Below are 16,387 nucleotides of genomic sequence, written 5' to 3' on the forward strand. Positions count from 1 at the left end.
TCAGTAAGTTATCCATGAATATCCCCTGCATATTGGTAATCGGGAGAATTCAAAGCACTATCCTGATGAGCGTGGTACGCCGGAGAGGGAGATAATGCGTTTTTCACGCAGCGCAGGCGTAGCCACGACTTGAGAAGTTGGCCTTCACGTTCAGATGGAGTGAATGGTTCCAAAGCGCACCACACGCCCCCCACCCAGCCTTCCCGAAACTGGTCAGTACGAATACGGCGGAGCTGGGATTTCAAACGAGGAAAATCCTTCATATGCCGCTCAGTCGCTCCCCTTAGTTGCTGAGAGAGCACCTTAAAAAGGTAAGCGGCGATATCAGAACGGCCACTGAATCCATAAAAGTGGATCGAACGGCGAAGACACATTCCTCGATAACGATTGGTCGTGCTGTATAGATCAAACCAGCAGCTACAACCTGTGGCCATGCACACAACAGCAGCAAGTCCGTTAAGCCACCCAGGAATACTGACCGCATCTGATGGGACTCGGCGGCATATCGATTCACGAATCGATGAAATTTCAGGTTCTTGCTCCAGGATTGAATGACGCAGAATGAGCTTTTGAGCCAAACGCAATGCACGGGTGATGTCATTCAGATCGTTATTTCGCGTGACTAAAGACATCAGTTTCCGAATACGTTTAGGTAATCTGGTACTGTTATTCATTTCCCCCTCCGGCTACCGACTTTTGTCAGATGTTCTTCGACTTCCTGACATCCGACACAAAGCTCTACACCAGGAACCGCCAGACGACGAGCCTCGGGGATTTCATTCCCGCATGCATCACAGCATGTATTTGAAATACGCCCGTTATGAACGTTTCTAAGAATCAATGACAAGCTGCTCTGCAACAGTTGTTCGGTTGTGGCCATTGCCATTTCATCATCAAGATCATGCGACATGGTCACCTCCACGGGCATCATCACGTTGCAGTTCACGCAAGCGGCGCAGCACGCGAATCAACCGCATAAATTTCACGACATGGACATCATGAAGGACGGGAGAGCCGGATTTCTGAGGAAAACCCAGGAAGTTCAGGCAAAAAACGAATGTATTAAAAGGCAGTTCGCGATCTTCCCCAGTCAGCCCGGCAAGGAACAAAACAAACTCGTTGTTGTTTGTGTCCGACGTGGTATAGCCAGCCTGATCCCAACGTTTAGCTTCTGAAATATCGTCGGCACATCCCATGGCTTCAGCCAACTCAAAAGCCAGTCTGTAGGACATATCCTGTAGGTGCTCAATGTCGTCCTGAAGTGCAGGTATGTGCCAGATATCCGCGACAGGCTCCAGCCCTGTAGCCGCGAAAGAAACAGATGAAGAGGATGAAACATGTCCTTCTTCTAATAATGCGCTGTCACGGTTTTCAGATAACGCGGACATCAATGATGTCTGCGAAAAACCATTTCCCATAGGGCTTACCGTTTCACCACCAATCACAGTCTGGCCACCGTAGAGATCCGGCTGAAGCTCGGCACGATATGGCGAAGTGGAAGCTATCCCTGCATCAATCGGTTGCATACCCTCATCAGGAGTCAGCCCTGTTTCTGGAGCGTTACCCGGAGCAGGTTCGGGGCGAGTTACTCCACCGACAAGCGTCCCTGAACGTAAACCAGTCACCGGATTCTCTGGCCCTGTTTGTGGCGGAAGCTGAGTGACATTCTCTTTTAATGGCTGACGGATGGGCTCTTGCACAACAGGTGGAGCCGGAGGCTCACCAAATAATTCTCGGCGCTGTTGCTCTTTGGGATCCAACTCTATCAACCAGCGATCATAGTTGAGTGACGGATGCGGCAGCGCTTTCAATAACTCCCCAATCAGCTCATCACGAAACATTTCCAGTGAATACCGATCAGGGTCATCAAACTGCTGACAGGCATGACCAAAAACGTCATCAAACACAGATTCATGTTCCACCTGCATCTGATGCTTTGCCCACGTCTTCTCTGCCGCTGAGCGCAGTGCCAATAGTGGTAAAACTCTCACACGGGCTAAGCCAGAATTCAGCAGGTTTGGCAGGTGGGGATGCAAATATTTCAGTGTATCTTCCATACGGCTGATACTGGAGTTATCAATCGGATAACCCTGCTGATTTAACAGTTCGGAAAGCTCACGCAGTGTGACACTACGCCCCAGTTGTTCTTCCCAAATCGTTCGAGCCTTGTGAATACCGAATGCCTTTTCGATATAGGTTAAATCGCCACGGACTTCATTCTCGGCCAAATGACCAATCACGCATTGCAGACGTCCCGGCCAGGGTTTGAATATCGTATGGATCCGATAGAATCGTTCATCCCCGGTTTCCTGATAGAGTTCACACAATATCTGGTAGCGTGTATTCCCTCCGTCACTAAAGATATAGATGTCATCACCATCAGGGTCTCTGGTCACTTTAGGCAATGAATCCAGACCGCGCATACGGATAGACGCTTTGATGTCCGCATATTTAGGGTTACGCGACGTACGGGGGTTATCGGGGTTAGGACGCAGCTCGTCGAGCGTCAGTACCATCGCCATTTCACTCACAGGTAGTACAGCAACCTGCGATTGTTGAGCTGGCGATTTTCCTCGCATCAGGAGCGCATCCGTCATATTCAGCGCTTTCGGTTTACTCGCCATCAGTAACCTCCACGAGCATCGAAAGGCATATTCGTGAAGCGAGTGAAACGCCCGTCAAACTGAACTTTTATAGTTCCTATTGGCCCTTGGCGCTGTTTACCCATAATAATTTCAGCTAATCCTTTGTCTGGACTATTCGGGTTGTAAACTTCGTCACGATAAATAAATAACGTGACATCCGCATCCTGTTCAAGCGAACCGGAATCACGTAAATCACCATTATTGGGGCGTTTATCAGCACGCTGCTCCAGAGAGCGGTTAAGCTGAGAAAGCGCGACAACAGGACAGTCCATCTCCTTGGCCAGAGATTTTAGCGAACGAGATATCTCAGCAATTTCCTGCGTTCTGTTCTCCATGCCGGGGCATCGCATTAGCTGCAGGTAGTCAACCATTATCAACGCGGGTTTACCGTATTTCCTGGCATTACGGCGGGCTCTCACCCGCAGCATTGCTGGCGTAAGATCGCTGGTATCGTCGATAACCAGTCTTTTTTGCCATTTAGTAATGGTTTCAACTGCCGAGCCAATCTGTGACCATTGCTCATCAGTCAGATCGCCACTACGCAGGTTTTGCAATGGAACAAACCCAATGGAAGAGATAAGACGCATAAGGAGTTGAGTCGAAGGCTGCTCAAGGCTGTATATCTGGGTAACATTCGCGCTATTGTGATTTAGCGTTCCGGTGATAATGTTTAGCCCTAACGCCGTCTTTCCCATTGAAGGGCGGGCTGCCAACAAAATCAGATCGCCATTCTGTAGACCACAGGTTTTTGCATCCAGCTCGATAAATCCTGTTGCCGTTCCAGTGATACCATCAGCGGAACGATGGCGAACCTCCAGTTCAGCCACAACCTTTTCAAGCCCGTCAACAACTGTGATTGTCTTTTGCGGTTCCGCCTTTTCTGCAATATCAATAATTCGTCGTTCAGCCATCTCCATAATCTGGGGGATATCAGCATGAGGCTGGCTAACCTGCTGAGTCAAATCTGCACCAAGAGCGGCAAGCTGTCTGGCCCGGCTGTCTCTGGCAACGATTTCACAATATGCTACTGTATTCGCTGCACTTGGCGTGTTTTTCGCCATCTCAGCAAGATAGGCAAAAATATGTTCCTCACGAGAGCTTCCCTGCTTCTCCAGTGAGTCGGACAGCGTAATTAAGTCTATAGGCTGTCCGGCACCAACCAGACGAGCCATTTCACGAAAAATCACGCGATGCATGAGATTAAAAAAGTCATTCTCGCCAATAATGAGAACAACCTCATCCCAGCGTTCATTATCGAGCATCAGCGACCCGAGCACAGATTGCTCAGCTCCCGTGGAGTAAGGGAGAGGAGGTGATGCCTTTTGCTTTTGATTAGCCATGGTTCGCCTCCACATTTCTTTCATTCAAACTCAGAAAGACTTTCAGCAGACGTTCGTGAGTTCGGGGAGAAACTAACATCAAGGGCCAATCGTTATGGGAAATATACCGAACGCAGCCATTATCCCAGCCATTTTCAAACAGGGCCTTGTCACCACGTCCAGGAGAATCATCATGCGAATCAAGAACCAGTTGTTTCTCCGAAGAGATATTACAAATGCCCACGGCAGATTCATGGACAGCCCAGACCTCAGATAACATGGCCTGCAGGCGTTCCCCAGCATGCTCATCATTTACCGTTTCAAAAAAGACATACTGCTCATCAAAACCGCGATACTGAGAATCGGAGCAGAAACAGATTGCGCGATGGAGAGTTTTCATCATGAATCCTCGCGTTCTGCACTAATTTGGAACGGCACTGCGGAATCAAACTTATCTTTCCACTGAGGAAATAATTCACACGCCAATGCATGCATCGTCGTTGCAGCGGAATCACTTACGCGTTTGGTCTCACTTTCAAGGCGATGGGCAGGTTGACCTACTGAGTGTCCCTCAAGATAAATATCTAAATCATAAATATATGTATCTAAAAGAGAAACTGAAATCGACTGGCTATGCTGGCTATACTTACCCGTATCAATAATTTCGCTAAGAACCTTGTATGTTTCCTTTGCGCGACGAGTGTATTTCATGCAGTTGATGAGGACCTTTATCTGCGGCAATACCAGCCCAAATGCAGAAAACGGCAGCAGGCTTTCCAACATATGGATGGTGCCACGTATAAATTCCCTTACATCCGGCAAAATAGGTTTAATAACACCAATTGCGGTGTTCGTAGCCGCCAGAACAATGAGCTCCAACATAATAGTTCGAGCCCCCTGTGAGTCGACGATGATCACATCGTATTGAGAAAAAAGTGGGTGCTGGAGAATATTGCGCAGACGAAACCGTCCATCTGGCGCATTTAACATCGCAATAGGTAATTGGGCATTAGGATCATTTGAAATAATGAGATCCAGCCCAGAGATAACGGTTTTGGAGATAACTTGAGTGGGATCGTTGAGATTGACGGTTTGCATTAACAGCTCATACAAACCACAAGGAGCCTCATACTCCAGAGCAAAAATACTACTTGATGTAGGTTGGGCGTAATCGCCGTCTATCAATAAAGTCTTTAATCCAGCATCAGCCAGAAACCCCGCCAAATTTGCGGCCTGAGTAGACTTTCCTTCCCCACCTTTAGTGGAAATTACAGGAATTACATGCATATAGATTCACCTGATAACTAATCAGGATGTATATGCTCACACCAAAAAAACTCTACATTTGATTAACAATAGAACTAAAGGATTGAAAATCCTCGTGTCCTTGGTTCGATTCCGAGTCCGGCACCACTAATTCTTAACCCTCGCCTTTGGCGGGGTTTTTTCGTTTCTGGCGTATCGATTCTCCATCGAACACCGTTCGATTATTCGCCGCAAGCCTCACCCTTCTGGGGCCAGCGCGACAAGTGCGCAGCTCAACGCCTCCGGCGTTTGTCCAAGTCCGGGCACCACTAATTCAAAGAAACCAGCCTAGCTACTGATCCTACATTTAACTGCATTCACGCAGAAAATCGCTGCGTCCTCGTCTTAAATCTCAGCTTCTAAAAACGCAATAAATGCCCTTACCTTTGAATTCAGTGCCGAACGTTCATTGACACAGGCATAAATATTCATCGGTAAAGACTCTACGTGGTTACCGTTACTGCGGTCTGAGCAGAACAAAGGCGTGAGTTGGCCACTGTCTATCAACGGCTGGGCAACAAAGCTTGCCAGACGGGTAACGCCGCCTCCGTTTGCTGCTATTTTTGCAATAATATCAATATCATCACTGATGAATTTGGGGTTGAGCTTCACGTTAACAGGTTGCCCATTGACCATAAAAGTCCAGGGAAGAAAACGTCCATCTGTGGGATAGCGGAAAACCAGGCAGGCGTGCTGGCTAAGTTCTTCGGGAGTCTGAGGGGTACCCGCGCGATCCAGATAAGCCTGAGCCGCGCAGAAGATAAATGGCAGCGATGCGATTTTTCTGGCAATCAGTTGATCGTTCAGCTGTGCCTCGATGCGGATACTGACGTCAACGCCTTCCAACCGATGGTTGACGTTGCGATCGGTACTAATCAGTTCGATATCAATATCGGGGAAAGATTCTTTGAAAGCAGGCATCAGTGGAGCGATAACGTACCGACCAAACGCGGCAGTCGTCGCGATGCAAAGCGGACCTTGCAGTTTGGTTTCACTCGCCGCAGCCTGCGAGGCGAGCTCAATGTCATGTGGAATATGGCGTACTTTCTCGAAATAACGTTTACCGTTTTCGGTTAATGTCATGCTACGAGTAGTGCGCGATAGCAGGCGCACGCCCAAATGTGTCTCAAGCCGTGAAAGGCTCTGGCTTACCGCCGCCGGACTCATACCTTTAGCTCGTGCCGCCGCAGCGATACTGCCGTTCTCCACCACGCGGATAAAATTGCTAATCAGCCCTAACACATCCATATTATCCCCAATGCTTGATTCGTTACTTTTATTTAATAATGATTAAAGCATAGCTGCTCTACTACCATTCTGGTTAGCTTGATAGGTTAGCAACCGTTTCACTAACCGTTGCTAACCAGGATAACTTGATGACTAATGCTGTTGCTAAAAATACCCCGCGATTCCGCCTCCCGAAGCACACTTTACCCTACGTATTTGCTCTTTATATGGCGACCATCATGGCATTTCTGATGTGTCTGGTCATCATTCTGGCCGAATTTGGAATGGGGCCACATTACATGGAAAATGTGATGAATGCCTATCAGGTTGCCATGCCAGCTGCTTTTGTTTGCATACTGATTGTCCGTCCTATTGTTACCCGGTTGGTAGGGTTGACTGTTCACGGTCACTGAGTCATTCAATACGCCATTTCTTTCTCCCACATTAAGGCTTGCGAGTCCGCCTTTCGCTCCTAACCGACTATCAGGCTGAGTCATGCTCTAACATAGAACGCTGCCATCATTATTGATGGCACATCTATGTTACCTGTTCGCCTTAAAACCGCTCGCCTACCCTCCCTACAACCCCAACTCAACCCCGTCATACGCGGCATGAACGTTCTCAGGCAGCAGCGTTTGTGTCTGGAGCCAGCGATCCAGTTCGTGGCCGATGTGGGTCAGGTATAGCTGTTTGGGGTTTAACTGAGTGAAGATCTCCAGCGCGCGGGGGACGTCATTGTGGTTACGTGGGGGCGTTGTCTGGGGAGGGTGGCTGCAATCGACAACCGCATAATCGAGCGTGTGTGCTGAGAGAAACTGAGCAGTTTCAGGCGGTAGACCGATGGTGTCGGTCAAGTAGGCCAGCGTGTGCGTCAGCGTTTGGATGAGGTAACCGTAGGTTAATTTGGAATGGATTAAGGGAACCGGCGTGATCGTTATGCCGTCCAGATCGAAGGGCTGGAAAGGTATCAGCGGCGGTTGGAAATGCAGAATCCCTGGGTGCTTAAAGAGATCGTCGCAGCCCGCATCATCCGGGGGGCCAAAGACCGGAATGGGATCGCCGTAACCCCAGCGTAGGGGAAATAATCCCTGAACGTGATCCATATGATAGTGGGTCAGCAGAATGTGCCGGCGCGAATAAGGGAGCAGATACGGCGCGAGTTCGGGTAATCCGGCATCAATCAGGATGACCCGGTCTTGGGTTGTGATTGCCGCGCAGCAGGCGCGCCGCCGTTTCCTTTCATCTTGCAGTGCCTGCTGACAGACCTCGCATTCGCAGCCAAACGCGGGAACCTGCTGCGCACTGCCGGTTCCCAAAAAGTGAAAAACGATCCCGTCACTGTTTGCTGCCCTATTTGCTGCCATCGGTTTTCTCCCGCTCTCTGGTTCGCTTGCCGCTCGGCCTATCGTTCGCTGTGCGCCGCACTAACGCTGTCGAACGGCAGCAGCGACTGAAAGGTGGATAACGTGCGTTGCAGGTCGCCATCGTTATTCAATAACACACAGTCGCTTTGTAAGCGGTTCTGTTCCTCTTCCGCCCGCTGCAATCGCGTGGCGATTTGCTGTTCGCTTTCCCGTCCTCTGGCGCATAACCGCTCTCGCAGTGTCGATGTAGAAACGGTCAGGCATATCGGAAACAGCGTGTTGCCGTAGCGCTCACGCGCCTGACTAAGGTAAGCCCGTGAGCCATTCACAATGACGTAGCTTCCCCGCTGGAGCCAACCATCAATCTCTATCCCGACACCATAGTCGCACTGATGCGCCTGCCAGTTGAGCGCGAAAAGGCCAAGCCGCTGGCGGATAGCAAACTCTTCAGGGGTCAGCGCAATGTGGTTCTCTCCTTGTATTTCAGCGGGACGGGTAATGTACCGATGTGCCACCAGCAGTCGGGGCAGCGCCAGTTGGCGAATCGCACGCAGCAAGCTGTCTTTGCCTGCGCCGGAAGGCCCAATGAGGTAGATGAGTTTCGGCATGATCAGAATACCCGGACACCCTGACGCCACACGCGCATCAGTTTCATTTGCGGCGCGTGCCGCTTGACGAGCAGCAGGTCAGCTCGCCGTCCTTCTTCAATGCAGCCGCGATCGTCAAATTGCAAAGCCTGAGCGGGATTGTTGCTGACCAGCGCGATAGCGCGCGGCAAGTCGTAATCATTGCGTTCATCCTCTGCAATCATGAACGCCGCCTCCAGCAGGCTGGCCGGGTAATAGTCCGAAGACAAGATGTGAAGTACGCCCAGCGTCGCCAGATGATGTGCTGACACATTGCCCGAGTGCGAGCCGCCGCAGATGACATTTGGCGCTCCCATCAGTACATTCATTCCGACGCCATGTGCCTGCTGCGCCGCGATCGCGGTAGTGGGAAATTCGGCAATGCTCACACGATGCTGGTGGGCTTCGCTGATATGTTCCGGCGTCGCATCGTCATGGCTGGCTAGCGTGATGCCTCTATCGTGACAGAGGCGAACAATAGCCTCGCGATTAGGCTGCGACCAGCGGCGTGAACCGGCCAGTTGCTCTTCCTCAAACGCAGCCATTTGCTCGTCATTCAGGTGATATTTGCCTTTGTAATACTGATGATATTTCTCCTGAGAGGAAAATTGCCGCTGCCCCGGAGAGTGATCCATCAATGACGCGAGCGCGACCAGTGGAATATCGGCCAACTGCTCAAAGAGGGGAAACGTATCCTGATGCGGCAGCTCACAGCGCAGGTGCAAATGATGATCCGCCCGATTGGCGCCGTGCTGCTGGCTGTACAGTATGGCATCCGTCATGCGTCGCAGATTCTCAAGCCGATGCCCCCCATCGCGCACATCACCTACCGCGACAGCATCCAGAACGGTGGTGATTCCGCAGGAGATAATCAACGCATCGTGATTGCGCATCGCCGCTTCAGAAGGCCAATTAACGCCGGGGCGCGGGGTGAAGCACTTATCGAGATTATCCGTATGAAGTTCGACAAGCCCCGGCAGGAGCCAGGCCTGTTCACCATCCAGCGCACCGGGATGACGGCTGGGTCGATCGCTGATGTGGTGAATCACACCGTTGCGCACTTCCAGTGAGCCATGAATGATTTCCTGTGCGAGTACCATATTGACGTTATTAATGATCATTTGCGGTCTCCTGAGCGTTGGAAATTACCGGCATCGTGTGCAGCGACATCGTATACAGGCGATCGGCAACCTCCTGACGCACTTCGTCATCGTGAAAGATACCGACGATGGCACACCCTTTGTCTTTCGCATTGTTGATGAGCTGTGTGACAGCCAGTCGGTTTTTGGCATCCAGCGACGCTGTCGGTTCGTCTAACAGCAGAATCGGGTAATCGCCAATAAACCCACGGGCAATATTGATGCGCTGTTGCTCACCGCCGGAAAACGTGGCGGGCGCGAGCGACCACAGCCGCTCGGGGACGTTCAGATGCGTCAGCAATTCACCGGCAAGAATCTCGCTTTCCTGACGAGACATACCGCGTTCCAGTAACGGCTGGATGACCACGTTCAATGTACTAATACGCGGGATAACGCGCAGAAACTGGCTCACCCAGCCCACGGTTTCACGGCGGATTTCCAGCACATGGCGGGCATCCGCGTTGACGATATCGACCCAGCGCTCACGATGGCGCACCCAGATATGGCCGCCATCGGGCTGATAGTTACCGTACAGAGAACGCAGCAAGGTGGATTTTCCACTCCCAGAGTGCCCATGCAGCGCCACGCATTCGCCGCCTTTCACGGACAGGCTGACATCGTGGAACACTGGCAATCGTGCGCCCTGCTGGTTATATAACACGAACGTTTTATCAACGTTTTCGATGCGTAATTGCGTATCCATCAAGCGTCCTTTTGTCTGGATTTACAGAATGGAAGAAACGAGCAACTGGGTGTAAGGATGGCTCGGATCGTCGAGCACCCTATCCGTTAATCCCTGTTCGACGACCCGCCCTCGCTGCATCACCAGCAGGCGATGCGACAGCAGACGGGCAACGCCGAGATCGTGGGTCACGATGACGACAGAAAGCTGCATCTCCACTACCAGCGTCCTGAGCAGATCGAGCAATCGCGCCTGTACCGATACGTCTAACCCGCCGGTGGGTTCATCCATAAAGATCAGCCGCGGTGCCGTCACCAGATTGCGCGCGATCTGGAGGCGCTGCTGCATCCCGCCGGAAAACGTGGTCGGCAGATCGTCCAGCCGGTTTTCAGGCAATTCGACGTTTGCCATCCACTGCGCGGCCTTGCTGCGGATATCGCCGTAGTGCCGGTTGCCGATAGCCATGAGCCGTTCGCCGATGTTGCCGCCCGCAGACACGGTCGGGCGTAACCCGGCCAGCGGGTGCTGCCAGACGATTCCCCACTCGGTACGCACCAGCGCGCGCCGCTGCCGTTCGCTGATGTCATAGATCGAGAGCACCTGCTGTTCGGCGTTACGATAGATCACCTCACCGTCCTGCGGTGCCAGACGTGCGGAGATCGCATTCAGCAGCGTCGTTTTCCCTGAACCCGATTCGCCGACAATCCCTAAAACCTCCCCCGGCCACAGCTGAAACGACACATCGCGGAAGCCTTTTTCCGGCGCATACAGGTGAGTGAGGTGTCGCACATCCAACAGCGGGGTATCGGGTACATGATGTTCCGTCGTCATGACGTTTCTCCTCCCTGGCTCTGGCGCTGCTGACAATAGTCGGTATCGGAACAGACGAACATGCGTGTACCGTCATCATCCATCACCACTTCATCCAGAAAGCTGTCGCGTGCGCCACACAGCTCACACGGCTTGTCCCACTGCTGTATCGTGAAAGGGTGATCGTCGAAATCGAGGCTTTCCACCACGGTATACGGCGGAACGGCATAGACCCGCTTTTCACGCCCTGCGCCAAAGAGTTGCAGCGCGGGCATCATGTCCATCTTCGGGTTGTCAAATTTCGGGATAGGCGATGGATCCATCACGTAGCGGTGATTCACCTTCACCGGATAAGCGTAAGTCGTGGCGATGTGCCCAAAGCGGGCGATGTCTTCATAGAGCTTCACCTGCATCACACCGTATTCTTCCAGCGCATGCATTTTGCACGTCTCGGTTTCACGCGGTTCAATAAAGCGCAGCGGCTCAGGAATCGGCACCTGAAAAACCAGAATCTGATCTTCCTTAAGCGGCGTTTCAGGAATGCGGTGCCGCGTTTGAATCAGCGTTGCGTCGCTGGTTTTTTCCGTAGTGGGTACGTTGGCCACCTTGCGGAAAAAGGTGCGGATCGATACCGCGTTGGTCGTATCGTCGGATCCCTGATCGATCACTTTGAGCGTATCATCCGGCCCGATAATGCTGGCGGTGATTTGAATGCCGCCGGTGCCCCAGCCGTAGGGCATCGGCATTTCGCGGCTGCCGAACGGCACCTGATGCCCAGGGATAGCGATCGCTTTCAGGATCGCGCGCCGTATCATGCCCTTCGTGCTTTCATCCAGATAAGCATAGTTATATTCCGTGTCGGAATCATCGTATGCCGTTTCTGGTCGGCTGCCTGTCTGGCGGGAGATCGTTGTCTGGCCCATCACGCGTTACTCCTTGGCACAGACGCGAGGTATTCCTCACGTAGTCGTTTTAATAGCTCTAGCTCTGACTGGAAATCGACGTAATGCGGGAGCTTCAGATGCGAAACAAACCCCGCCGCTTCCACATTGTCAGCATGAGAAAGCACAAACTCCTCATCCTGAGCCGGGCCGCGAATTTCCTCTTGATAATCGGCGGCCTGAAGCGCGCGATCGGCTAATGCCACCGTGATCGCCTTACGTTCCGAACGGCCAAATGCCAGCCCGTAACCACGGGTAAAATGCGGCGCGTCGTTGGTGGGTTTAACAAAGCCGTTCACGGTTTCGCATTCGGTCAGTAAGATTTCGCCGATATCAATGGCAAAACCCACCTCTTCGGCGACGATGCTGACAGTGATATATCCCGTACGGATCTCGCCGACAAAGGGGTGGTTACGGCCATAGCCGCGCTGAGTGGAATACCCGAGCGAAAGAAGAAACCCCTCGTCGCCGCGAAACAGCTGCTGGAGACGCGCCGCACGTGTACCGGGGTAACTCGGTGGAACCATCGTAATGTCTGGCGGATCGCTGTCGTCGCGGATATCCCGTTCAGGGACGAAGTGTTGTTGAGCAAGAAACTGAAACGCGTGAGCAACGTGCTCATCGGCTTCTTCATTCGCATCAGCAGCGTTAGGCTGCGGGGCGACCGGATCCTCGCCTGCGGCCAGCAGGGAGAAATCCAGCAAGCGATGGGTATAGTCATAGGTCGGGCCCAGTAGCTGCCCGCCCGGTAAATCTTTGAAAATGGCCGAAACACGGCGTTCAAGACGCATATCAGACGTATTAAGCGGCTGACTGATTCCCCAGCGTGGCAGCGTAGAACGGTAGGCTCGTAAGAGAAAGATACTCTCCACCAGATCGCCACTGGCCTGTTTGATAGCCAGCGCGGCGAGTTGGCGGTCGTAAATATTGCCTTCGGTCATGACGCGATCGACGGCTAAATTCAGCTGCTGTTCTATCTGTGAACAGTCTAATTCTGGAATATCCGTGCACCCGCGGCGGCGACAGGATTGTAGCTGGTGAGCGGCCTCAATGGCCTTTTCCCCACCTTTGACGGCAACGTACATTAGCATTCCTCCACGTGGGTACTTCTGGGGATCGCAAAGAGCTTTTTCCCAGAGGTAAAGAGAAAATCCAATCCTGTAGGGAAAGCATGAGGGCGGTTGCACAGGTAGTTCCTGACACTACCGGGCAAGCGGGGAGAGATAATGCGATGTGTCTTGATACCCGGCCCGGTCAGTTTTAAACAAGGCCCGTCATGCATTCCGTCCACCTCGACAATAACGGTGGTTGATTTTTCTGGTTCGGCTTCGCTGCCACAGGAGAGCGCCATCAGATCGTAAGAAAAAGGGTTGCCGCTCAGCAGCACAAAGTAGGCCTCTTCCAGCGTCGTGGCGATCGGCACGTTCGTATGCAGGCAAAGCGTACGCAGCAGCAGCGGGTTACCAATTCGGGGATCGATAAACAGCGGCGTAGTGTGGCTGGTCAGCGTCAGCAGCGTAGCCGCCGTGGCAGACGATATCGATTCCAGACCGGAGACATTCGGCACCGTCACCAGAGAGCCCGGCTCGCTCATTGCCTTCACGATTTTGCGAAAGCAAAGCTGAGTACCAAATACAGGGTGGGCGAAGCCCGTCATCGTTGTCATGACAAATCACTCCCCCCTGACCAAAGTAAAGAAATTTACGCGGCTGGCAGCCACTTCATGCTGTTGCTGCTCCCGATATGCACGCTGCTGGTCTGCTAATGGCGTGATGATGCGCTCCCATATTTCATGGAAATAGGATCGGGTTTGCAGTAACGCATCGATCCAGGCGCAAAGCTCGGCATGCGGTTTATTTCTGCCCGCGATATAGCTGTAACCGCACGTTCCATCTTCCAACTGTACCGCCGCGCGGGTCACGGTCATATCGCCCACAATAAAGCGCGGGCCATCAACCTCCATTCTTCCCTGTAGCTGGATTAAACCAATCTGCGTCGGACGTAAGAGCTGGTAACCCGTAGGGAAATTCAACGTTCCCCAGTGTTCTTCCAGCTCGACAGGATCGCTGTGAGCAAGAATGGACATCCAGCGCTGTCGCTGTGTTAACTCTGACATCTACTCCCTCCCCGCTGGCAAGGTACGTGAGAGATAAGCAAAGCAGGCGGTTTGATCCTGAGGCACAGCCGAAAGATCCGCCGTGTTTTGATAGCACTGACGCGCCGTATCGAAGAATTCGCTTTGGATCTCGGCGCGTTGGAAAAGCGTATGGGCCAGATCGAGATCTTTCAGGCGGATGGATAAAGGGACAGACACGGTTTCACGCGGATTCAGATAGCGATCCAGCATAACTTCCATATAGGTCGAGCGACCACGCCCCAGCGTTAACGCATTTGCCAGCACATCGGGAGCGATGCCGTGGCCTTCCGCCACCAACAGCGCTTCTGCCGCCACCAGCAGATGCACCGCCTCACAATAGTTATTAATCACCTTCATGGTTTGTGCACTGTGGTTGTTCGCCATTAGCACATAGCGATCCGACAGGCTGGTTACGATATCGTTAACCGTGCGGGCAAAATCATCCACACACGGTCCCACCCAGGCGGCAAGCTTGCCCTGCCGCGCGCCCTCCGGCCCGCCAGACACCGGGCATTCCACATAATGCGCGCCGTGCTGATGAAAGAAAGACGCCATCCAGCGGCTCTCTTCTGGCCCTATCGTACTGATATTGAGAAATAAAGGACGATAGCGGGTCAGTTTTTGTGTGACCTCCTTCGACTGAAAAACGTCACGTATCGCCTCCGCATCCTTCAGGCAGATCAGCACAACTTGTTTTTCCTGCGTGAACAACTGGTGTAGTTCAGGGACGGATTGAGCGCCTTCGGCGGCAACCTCGCTCGCTTTACTGTGAGTCCGGTTGAACACACTGAGCGAAAACTGACGCTGTAATAGTCTGAGCGAAATCGCTTTTCCTAATACACCAACACCAACTAAAGAAACAGAATGGGTCATATCGGCATTCCTTGTCGCTAAGGGGATGGGCAATACTCCGGGTATTGCCGCTCATCAAGAGGCCTGAGGAGGTGTATTAAGAAACTGCATAAATGCATCGCGGTTTTGAGCGGGGGACGTCGCAGGCCGCCCCAGGTCGCTGCGATAGCCGACACGGCATTTCACCTCAATGAACTGGCTGCTGTGCGCCCGCAGCGCCTGCTGCAACGCCGCCTGCAAGGCGTCTTCTGTCTCGGCGTAATACGTGTCGCCATAGCCGCTGGCAGCGGCGATGGGTGCCAACGGTAAACGGGACGCTGCCGTGGGCTGTCCTCCCACGGAGTCATGGGCACCGTTGTTGATGACAATGTGTATCAGGTTGTTTGCCTGGGCAGTGTTCGTCAGCCCGCCCATGTGCATCAGCAGCGCCCCATCCCCATCCAGACACACGACTTTCCGCTGCGGCTGCGCATCACATAGACCCAGCGCGATCTGGCTGGCAAGGCCCATGCCGCCGACAGTGAGAAAATCTCGCTGATGCCCTTCGCTCCGCTGCTCACGTAGCTCATAGAGTTCGCGGGACAACATGCCCGTGGTACTCACGATAGGAAGATGAGGGGGCAGCACATTCAGGCAGGCGGCGACGATAGCTTCTCGCTGCATCAGCACCGGTTCCACCGTGGAATTGGCGGGTGCGGTTGACGAGGAAAAAGTATTTTTTCTCACCACCAGCGCCACGGGACGATGTTCATCATGCGCGCGTTGGAGCAGAGCCTGAATATCATCCCACCGAGGTGCGCTATGGCTATCCAGAACGATATGCGGAATATCAAGGACATCGAGCTGAGCCAACGTGACTCGCCCCTGCATCACATGCTGTGGCTCATCGTGTTGTTGCTTGCCGCCGTCATCGACTTCGCCGCGCCAGCCAATAATGAGTAATAGCGGAATACCATAAACATCCGGCGTAGCCAGAGAACAGAGGGGGTTGATCGCATTGCCCAACCCCGAGTTTTGCATATAGACCACGGGCAACGTTCGCGTCGATAGATAATGGCCAATTGCCATCCCTATCGCACAGCCTTCATTACTCGCGATACGGTGCGCAAGCCCACTATGATTACTTTCAACCGCCAGACAAAATGCTTTTAATAATGAATCAGGGACGCCGCTGAAAAAATGCACGCCGCGTTGAGCAAGAAATTCAATGAGCTTATTCGGGTCAATCACAATAAACCTCCCCTGCGCATCCCACTGTATTTAACAGCGATGATGACGTTTTGATTTTTCATTATGTGATAAAAATAATAAGGGGTAATATAATTATTTAACCAAAAACA

At 52.5% G+C, this 16,387-nt stretch carries 19 protein-coding genes; 1 reads left to right on the top strand and 18 read right to left on the bottom strand.

Translation table 11 applies throughout. The features are described 5' to 3' along the window. Positions 1 to 8 precede the first annotated feature (8 nt). The 7 genes from AB8809_RS20470 to AB8809_RS20500 all read right to left on the bottom strand — a co-directional run bounded on the left by AB8809_RS20470 (position 9) and on the right by AB8809_RS20500 (position 6,517). A complete protein-coding gene (locus AB8809_RS20470; protein ID WP_012822369.1) occupies positions 9 to 674 on the bottom strand; it encodes a hypothetical protein in 666 nt (221 codons plus the stop codon). Continuing rightward, positions 671 to 910 carry a TraR/DksA C4-type zinc finger protein gene (locus tag AB8809_RS20475; protein WP_012822368.1) on the bottom strand — a complete coding sequence of 80 codons (240 nt, stop codon included), beginning with the start codon at positions 908 to 910 and terminating at the stop codon, positions 671 to 673. Before AB8809_RS20475 ends, AB8809_RS20470 begins: the two co-directional genes overlap by 4 nt. Then, positions 900 to 2,624, bottom strand: coding sequence for a ParB family protein (locus AB8809_RS20480; protein WP_349855633.1), 1,725 nt, complete (start codon positions 2,622 to 2,624; stop codon positions 900 to 902). Before AB8809_RS20480 ends, AB8809_RS20475 begins: the two co-directional genes overlap by 11 nt. Next, on the bottom strand, positions 2,624 to 3,985 hold the full coding sequence (gene dnaB-PI, locus AB8809_RS20485) for an SPI-7-type island replicative DNA helicase (RefSeq protein WP_349855634.1): 1,362 nt from the start codon (positions 3,983 to 3,985) through the stop codon (positions 2,624 to 2,626). The genes AB8809_RS20480 and dnaB-PI overlap by 1 nt, the downstream gene beginning before the upstream one ends. Next, the gene (locus tag AB8809_RS20490) at positions 3,978 to 4,367 is read right to left on the bottom strand and encodes a hypothetical protein (RefSeq protein ID WP_349855635.1); all 390 of its coding nucleotides are present in this window, start codon (positions 4,365 to 4,367) and stop codon (positions 3,978 to 3,980) included. Before AB8809_RS20490 ends, dnaB-PI begins: the two co-directional genes overlap by 8 nt. After that, entirely contained in the window at positions 4,364 to 5,251 is an 888-nt protein-coding gene (locus tag AB8809_RS20495; RefSeq protein WP_349855637.1) for a ParA family protein, read from the bottom strand. The genes AB8809_RS20490 and AB8809_RS20495 overlap by 4 nt, the downstream gene beginning before the upstream one ends. 363 nt (positions 5,252 to 5,614) lie before the next feature. Continuing rightward, positions 5,615 to 6,517: a LysR family transcriptional regulator gene (locus AB8809_RS20500; protein ID WP_181829723.1), complete on the bottom strand. Its 903-nt coding sequence runs from the start codon at positions 6,515 to 6,517 to the stop codon at positions 5,615 to 5,617. A gap of 128 nt (positions 6,518 to 6,645) precedes the next feature. Here AB8809_RS20500 and AB8809_RS20505 point away from each other — a divergent pair, with 128 nt between their 5' ends. Beyond that, a complete protein-coding gene (locus AB8809_RS20505) occupies positions 6,646 to 6,909 on the top strand; it encodes a DUF2798 domain-containing protein (RefSeq protein ID WP_012773200.1) in 264 nt (87 codons plus the stop codon). Between the two features lie 165 nt (positions 6,910 to 7,074). Here the strand turns inward: AB8809_RS20505 and phnP are convergent, their stop codons facing one another. The 11 genes from phnP to aepY all read right to left on the bottom strand — a co-directional run bounded on the left by phnP (position 7,075) and on the right by aepY (position 16,277). Then, a complete protein-coding gene (phnP, locus tag AB8809_RS20510; RefSeq protein ID WP_369987618.1) occupies positions 7,075 to 7,827 on the bottom strand; it encodes a phosphonate metabolism protein PhnP in 753 nt (250 codons plus the stop codon). A 71-nt stretch (positions 7,828 to 7,898) separates the two neighbouring features. Beyond that, a complete protein-coding gene (gene phnN / locus AB8809_RS20515) occupies positions 7,899 to 8,468 on the bottom strand; it encodes a ribose 1,5-bisphosphokinase (RefSeq protein WP_256553873.1) in 570 nt (189 codons plus the stop codon). 2 nt (positions 8,469 to 8,470) lie between these two features. Beyond that, positions 8,471 to 9,607, bottom strand: coding sequence for an alpha-D-ribose 1-methylphosphonate 5-triphosphate diphosphatase (gene phnM, locus AB8809_RS20520; protein ID WP_349855641.1), 1,137 nt, complete (start codon positions 9,605 to 9,607; stop codon positions 8,471 to 8,473). Next, positions 9,597 to 10,328, bottom strand: a complete 732-nt coding sequence (gene phnL / locus AB8809_RS20525) for a phosphonate C-P lyase system protein PhnL (RefSeq protein ID WP_012773194.1) — start codon at positions 10,326 to 10,328, stop codon at positions 9,597 to 9,599. The genes phnM and phnL overlap by 11 nt, the downstream gene beginning before the upstream one ends. 21 nt (positions 10,329 to 10,349) lie before the next feature. Further along, complete coding sequence (gene phnK, locus AB8809_RS20530; RefSeq protein ID WP_012773193.1) at positions 10,350 to 11,138, bottom strand: phosphonate C-P lyase system protein PhnK; 789 nt, start codon at positions 11,136 to 11,138, stop codon at positions 10,350 to 10,352. After that, positions 11,135 to 11,932: an alpha-D-ribose 1-methylphosphonate 5-phosphate C-P-lyase PhnJ gene (locus AB8809_RS20535; RefSeq protein WP_230458250.1), complete on the bottom strand. Its 798-nt coding sequence runs from the start codon at positions 11,930 to 11,932 to the stop codon at positions 11,135 to 11,137. The genes phnK and AB8809_RS20535 overlap by 4 nt, the downstream gene beginning before the upstream one ends. 107 nt (positions 11,933 to 12,039) lie before the next feature. Further along, a complete protein-coding gene (locus AB8809_RS20540) occupies positions 12,040 to 13,143 on the bottom strand; it encodes a carbon-phosphorus lyase complex subunit PhnI (RefSeq protein WP_349855643.1) in 1,104 nt (367 codons plus the stop codon). Beyond that, positions 13,143 to 13,724 carry a phosphonate C-P lyase system protein PhnH gene (gene phnH, locus AB8809_RS20545; protein WP_012773190.1) on the bottom strand — a complete coding sequence of 194 codons (582 nt, stop codon included), beginning with the start codon at positions 13,722 to 13,724 and terminating at the stop codon, positions 13,143 to 13,145. Before phnH ends, AB8809_RS20540 begins: the two co-directional genes overlap by 1 nt. Positions 13,725 to 13,730: 6 nt before the next feature. Continuing rightward, positions 13,731 to 14,174 carry a phosphonate C-P lyase system protein PhnG gene (phnG, locus tag AB8809_RS20550; protein ID WP_012773189.1) on the bottom strand — a complete coding sequence of 148 codons (444 nt, stop codon included), beginning with the start codon at positions 14,172 to 14,174 and terminating at the stop codon, positions 13,731 to 13,733. Beyond that, complete coding sequence (locus AB8809_RS20555; protein ID WP_180777408.1) at positions 14,175 to 15,068, bottom strand: NAD(P)-dependent oxidoreductase; 894 nt, start codon at positions 15,066 to 15,068, stop codon at positions 14,175 to 14,177. It lies immediately after the preceding gene. A gap of 54 nt (positions 15,069 to 15,122) precedes the next feature. After that, positions 15,123 to 16,277 (bottom strand): phosphonopyruvate decarboxylase, encoded by a 1,155-nt coding sequence (aepY, locus tag AB8809_RS20560; RefSeq protein WP_349855646.1) that lies wholly within the window; start codon positions 16,275 to 16,277, stop codon positions 15,123 to 15,125. Positions 16,278 to 16,387: the final 110 nt, after the last annotated feature.

Source organism: Pectobacterium aroidearum, assembly GCF_041228105.1.
GTDB lineage: Bacteria > Pseudomonadota > Gammaproteobacteria > Enterobacterales > Enterobacteriaceae > Pectobacterium > Pectobacterium aroidearum.

Coding starts and splice junctions, on each gene's coding strand:
- AB8809_RS20470 (WP_012822369.1), bottom strand. CDS start 674: ATGAATAACAGTACCAGATTACCTAAACGTATTCGGAAACTGATGTCT.
- AB8809_RS20475 (WP_012822368.1), bottom strand. CDS start 910: ATGTCGCATGATCTTGATGATGAAATGGCAATGGCCACAACCGAACAA.
- AB8809_RS20480 (WP_349855633.1), bottom strand. CDS start 2,624: ATGGCGAGTAAACCGAAAGCGCTGAATATGACGGATGCGCTCCTGATG.
- dnaB-PI (WP_349855634.1), bottom strand. CDS start 3,985: ATGGCTAATCAAAAGCAAAAGGCATCACCTCCTCTCCCTTACTCCACG.
- AB8809_RS20490 (WP_349855635.1), bottom strand. CDS start 4,367: ATGATGAAAACTCTCCATCGCGCAATCTGTTTCTGCTCCGATTCTCAG.
- AB8809_RS20495 (WP_349855637.1), bottom strand. CDS start 5,251: ATGCATGTAATTCCTGTAATTTCCACTAAAGGTGGGGAAGGAAAGTCT.
- AB8809_RS20500 (WP_181829723.1), bottom strand. CDS start 6,517: ATGGATGTGTTAGGGCTGATTAGCAATTTTATCCGCGTGGTGGAGAAC.
- AB8809_RS20505 (WP_012773200.1), top strand. CDS start 6,646: ATGACTAATGCTGTTGCTAAAAATACCCCGCGATTCCGCCTCCCGAAG.
- phnN (WP_256553873.1), bottom strand. CDS start 8,468: ATGCCGAAACTCATCTACCTCATTGGGCCTTCCGGCGCAGGCAAAGAC.
- phnM (WP_349855641.1), bottom strand. CDS start 9,607: ATGATCATTAATAACGTCAATATGGTACTCGCACAGGAAATCATTCAT.
- phnL (WP_012773194.1), bottom strand. CDS start 10,328: ATGGATACGCAATTACGCATCGAAAACGTTGATAAAACGTTCGTGTTA.
- phnK (WP_012773193.1), bottom strand. CDS start 11,138: ATGACGACGGAACATCATGTACCCGATACCCCGCTGTTGGATGTGCGA.
- AB8809_RS20535 (WP_230458250.1), bottom strand. CDS start 11,932: ATGATACGGCGCGCGATCCTGAAAGCGATCGCTATCCCTGGGCATCAG.
- AB8809_RS20540 (WP_349855643.1), bottom strand. CDS start 13,143: ATGTACGTTGCCGTCAAAGGTGGGGAAAAGGCCATTGAGGCCGCTCAC.
- phnH (WP_012773190.1), bottom strand. CDS start 13,724: ATGACAACGATGACGGGCTTCGCCCACCCTGTATTTGGTACTCAGCTT.
- phnG (WP_012773189.1), bottom strand. CDS start 14,174: ATGTCAGAGTTAACACAGCGACAGCGCTGGATGTCCATTCTTGCTCAC.
- AB8809_RS20555 (WP_180777408.1), bottom strand. CDS start 15,068: ATGACCCATTCTGTTTCTTTAGTTGGTGTTGGTGTATTAGGAAAAGCG.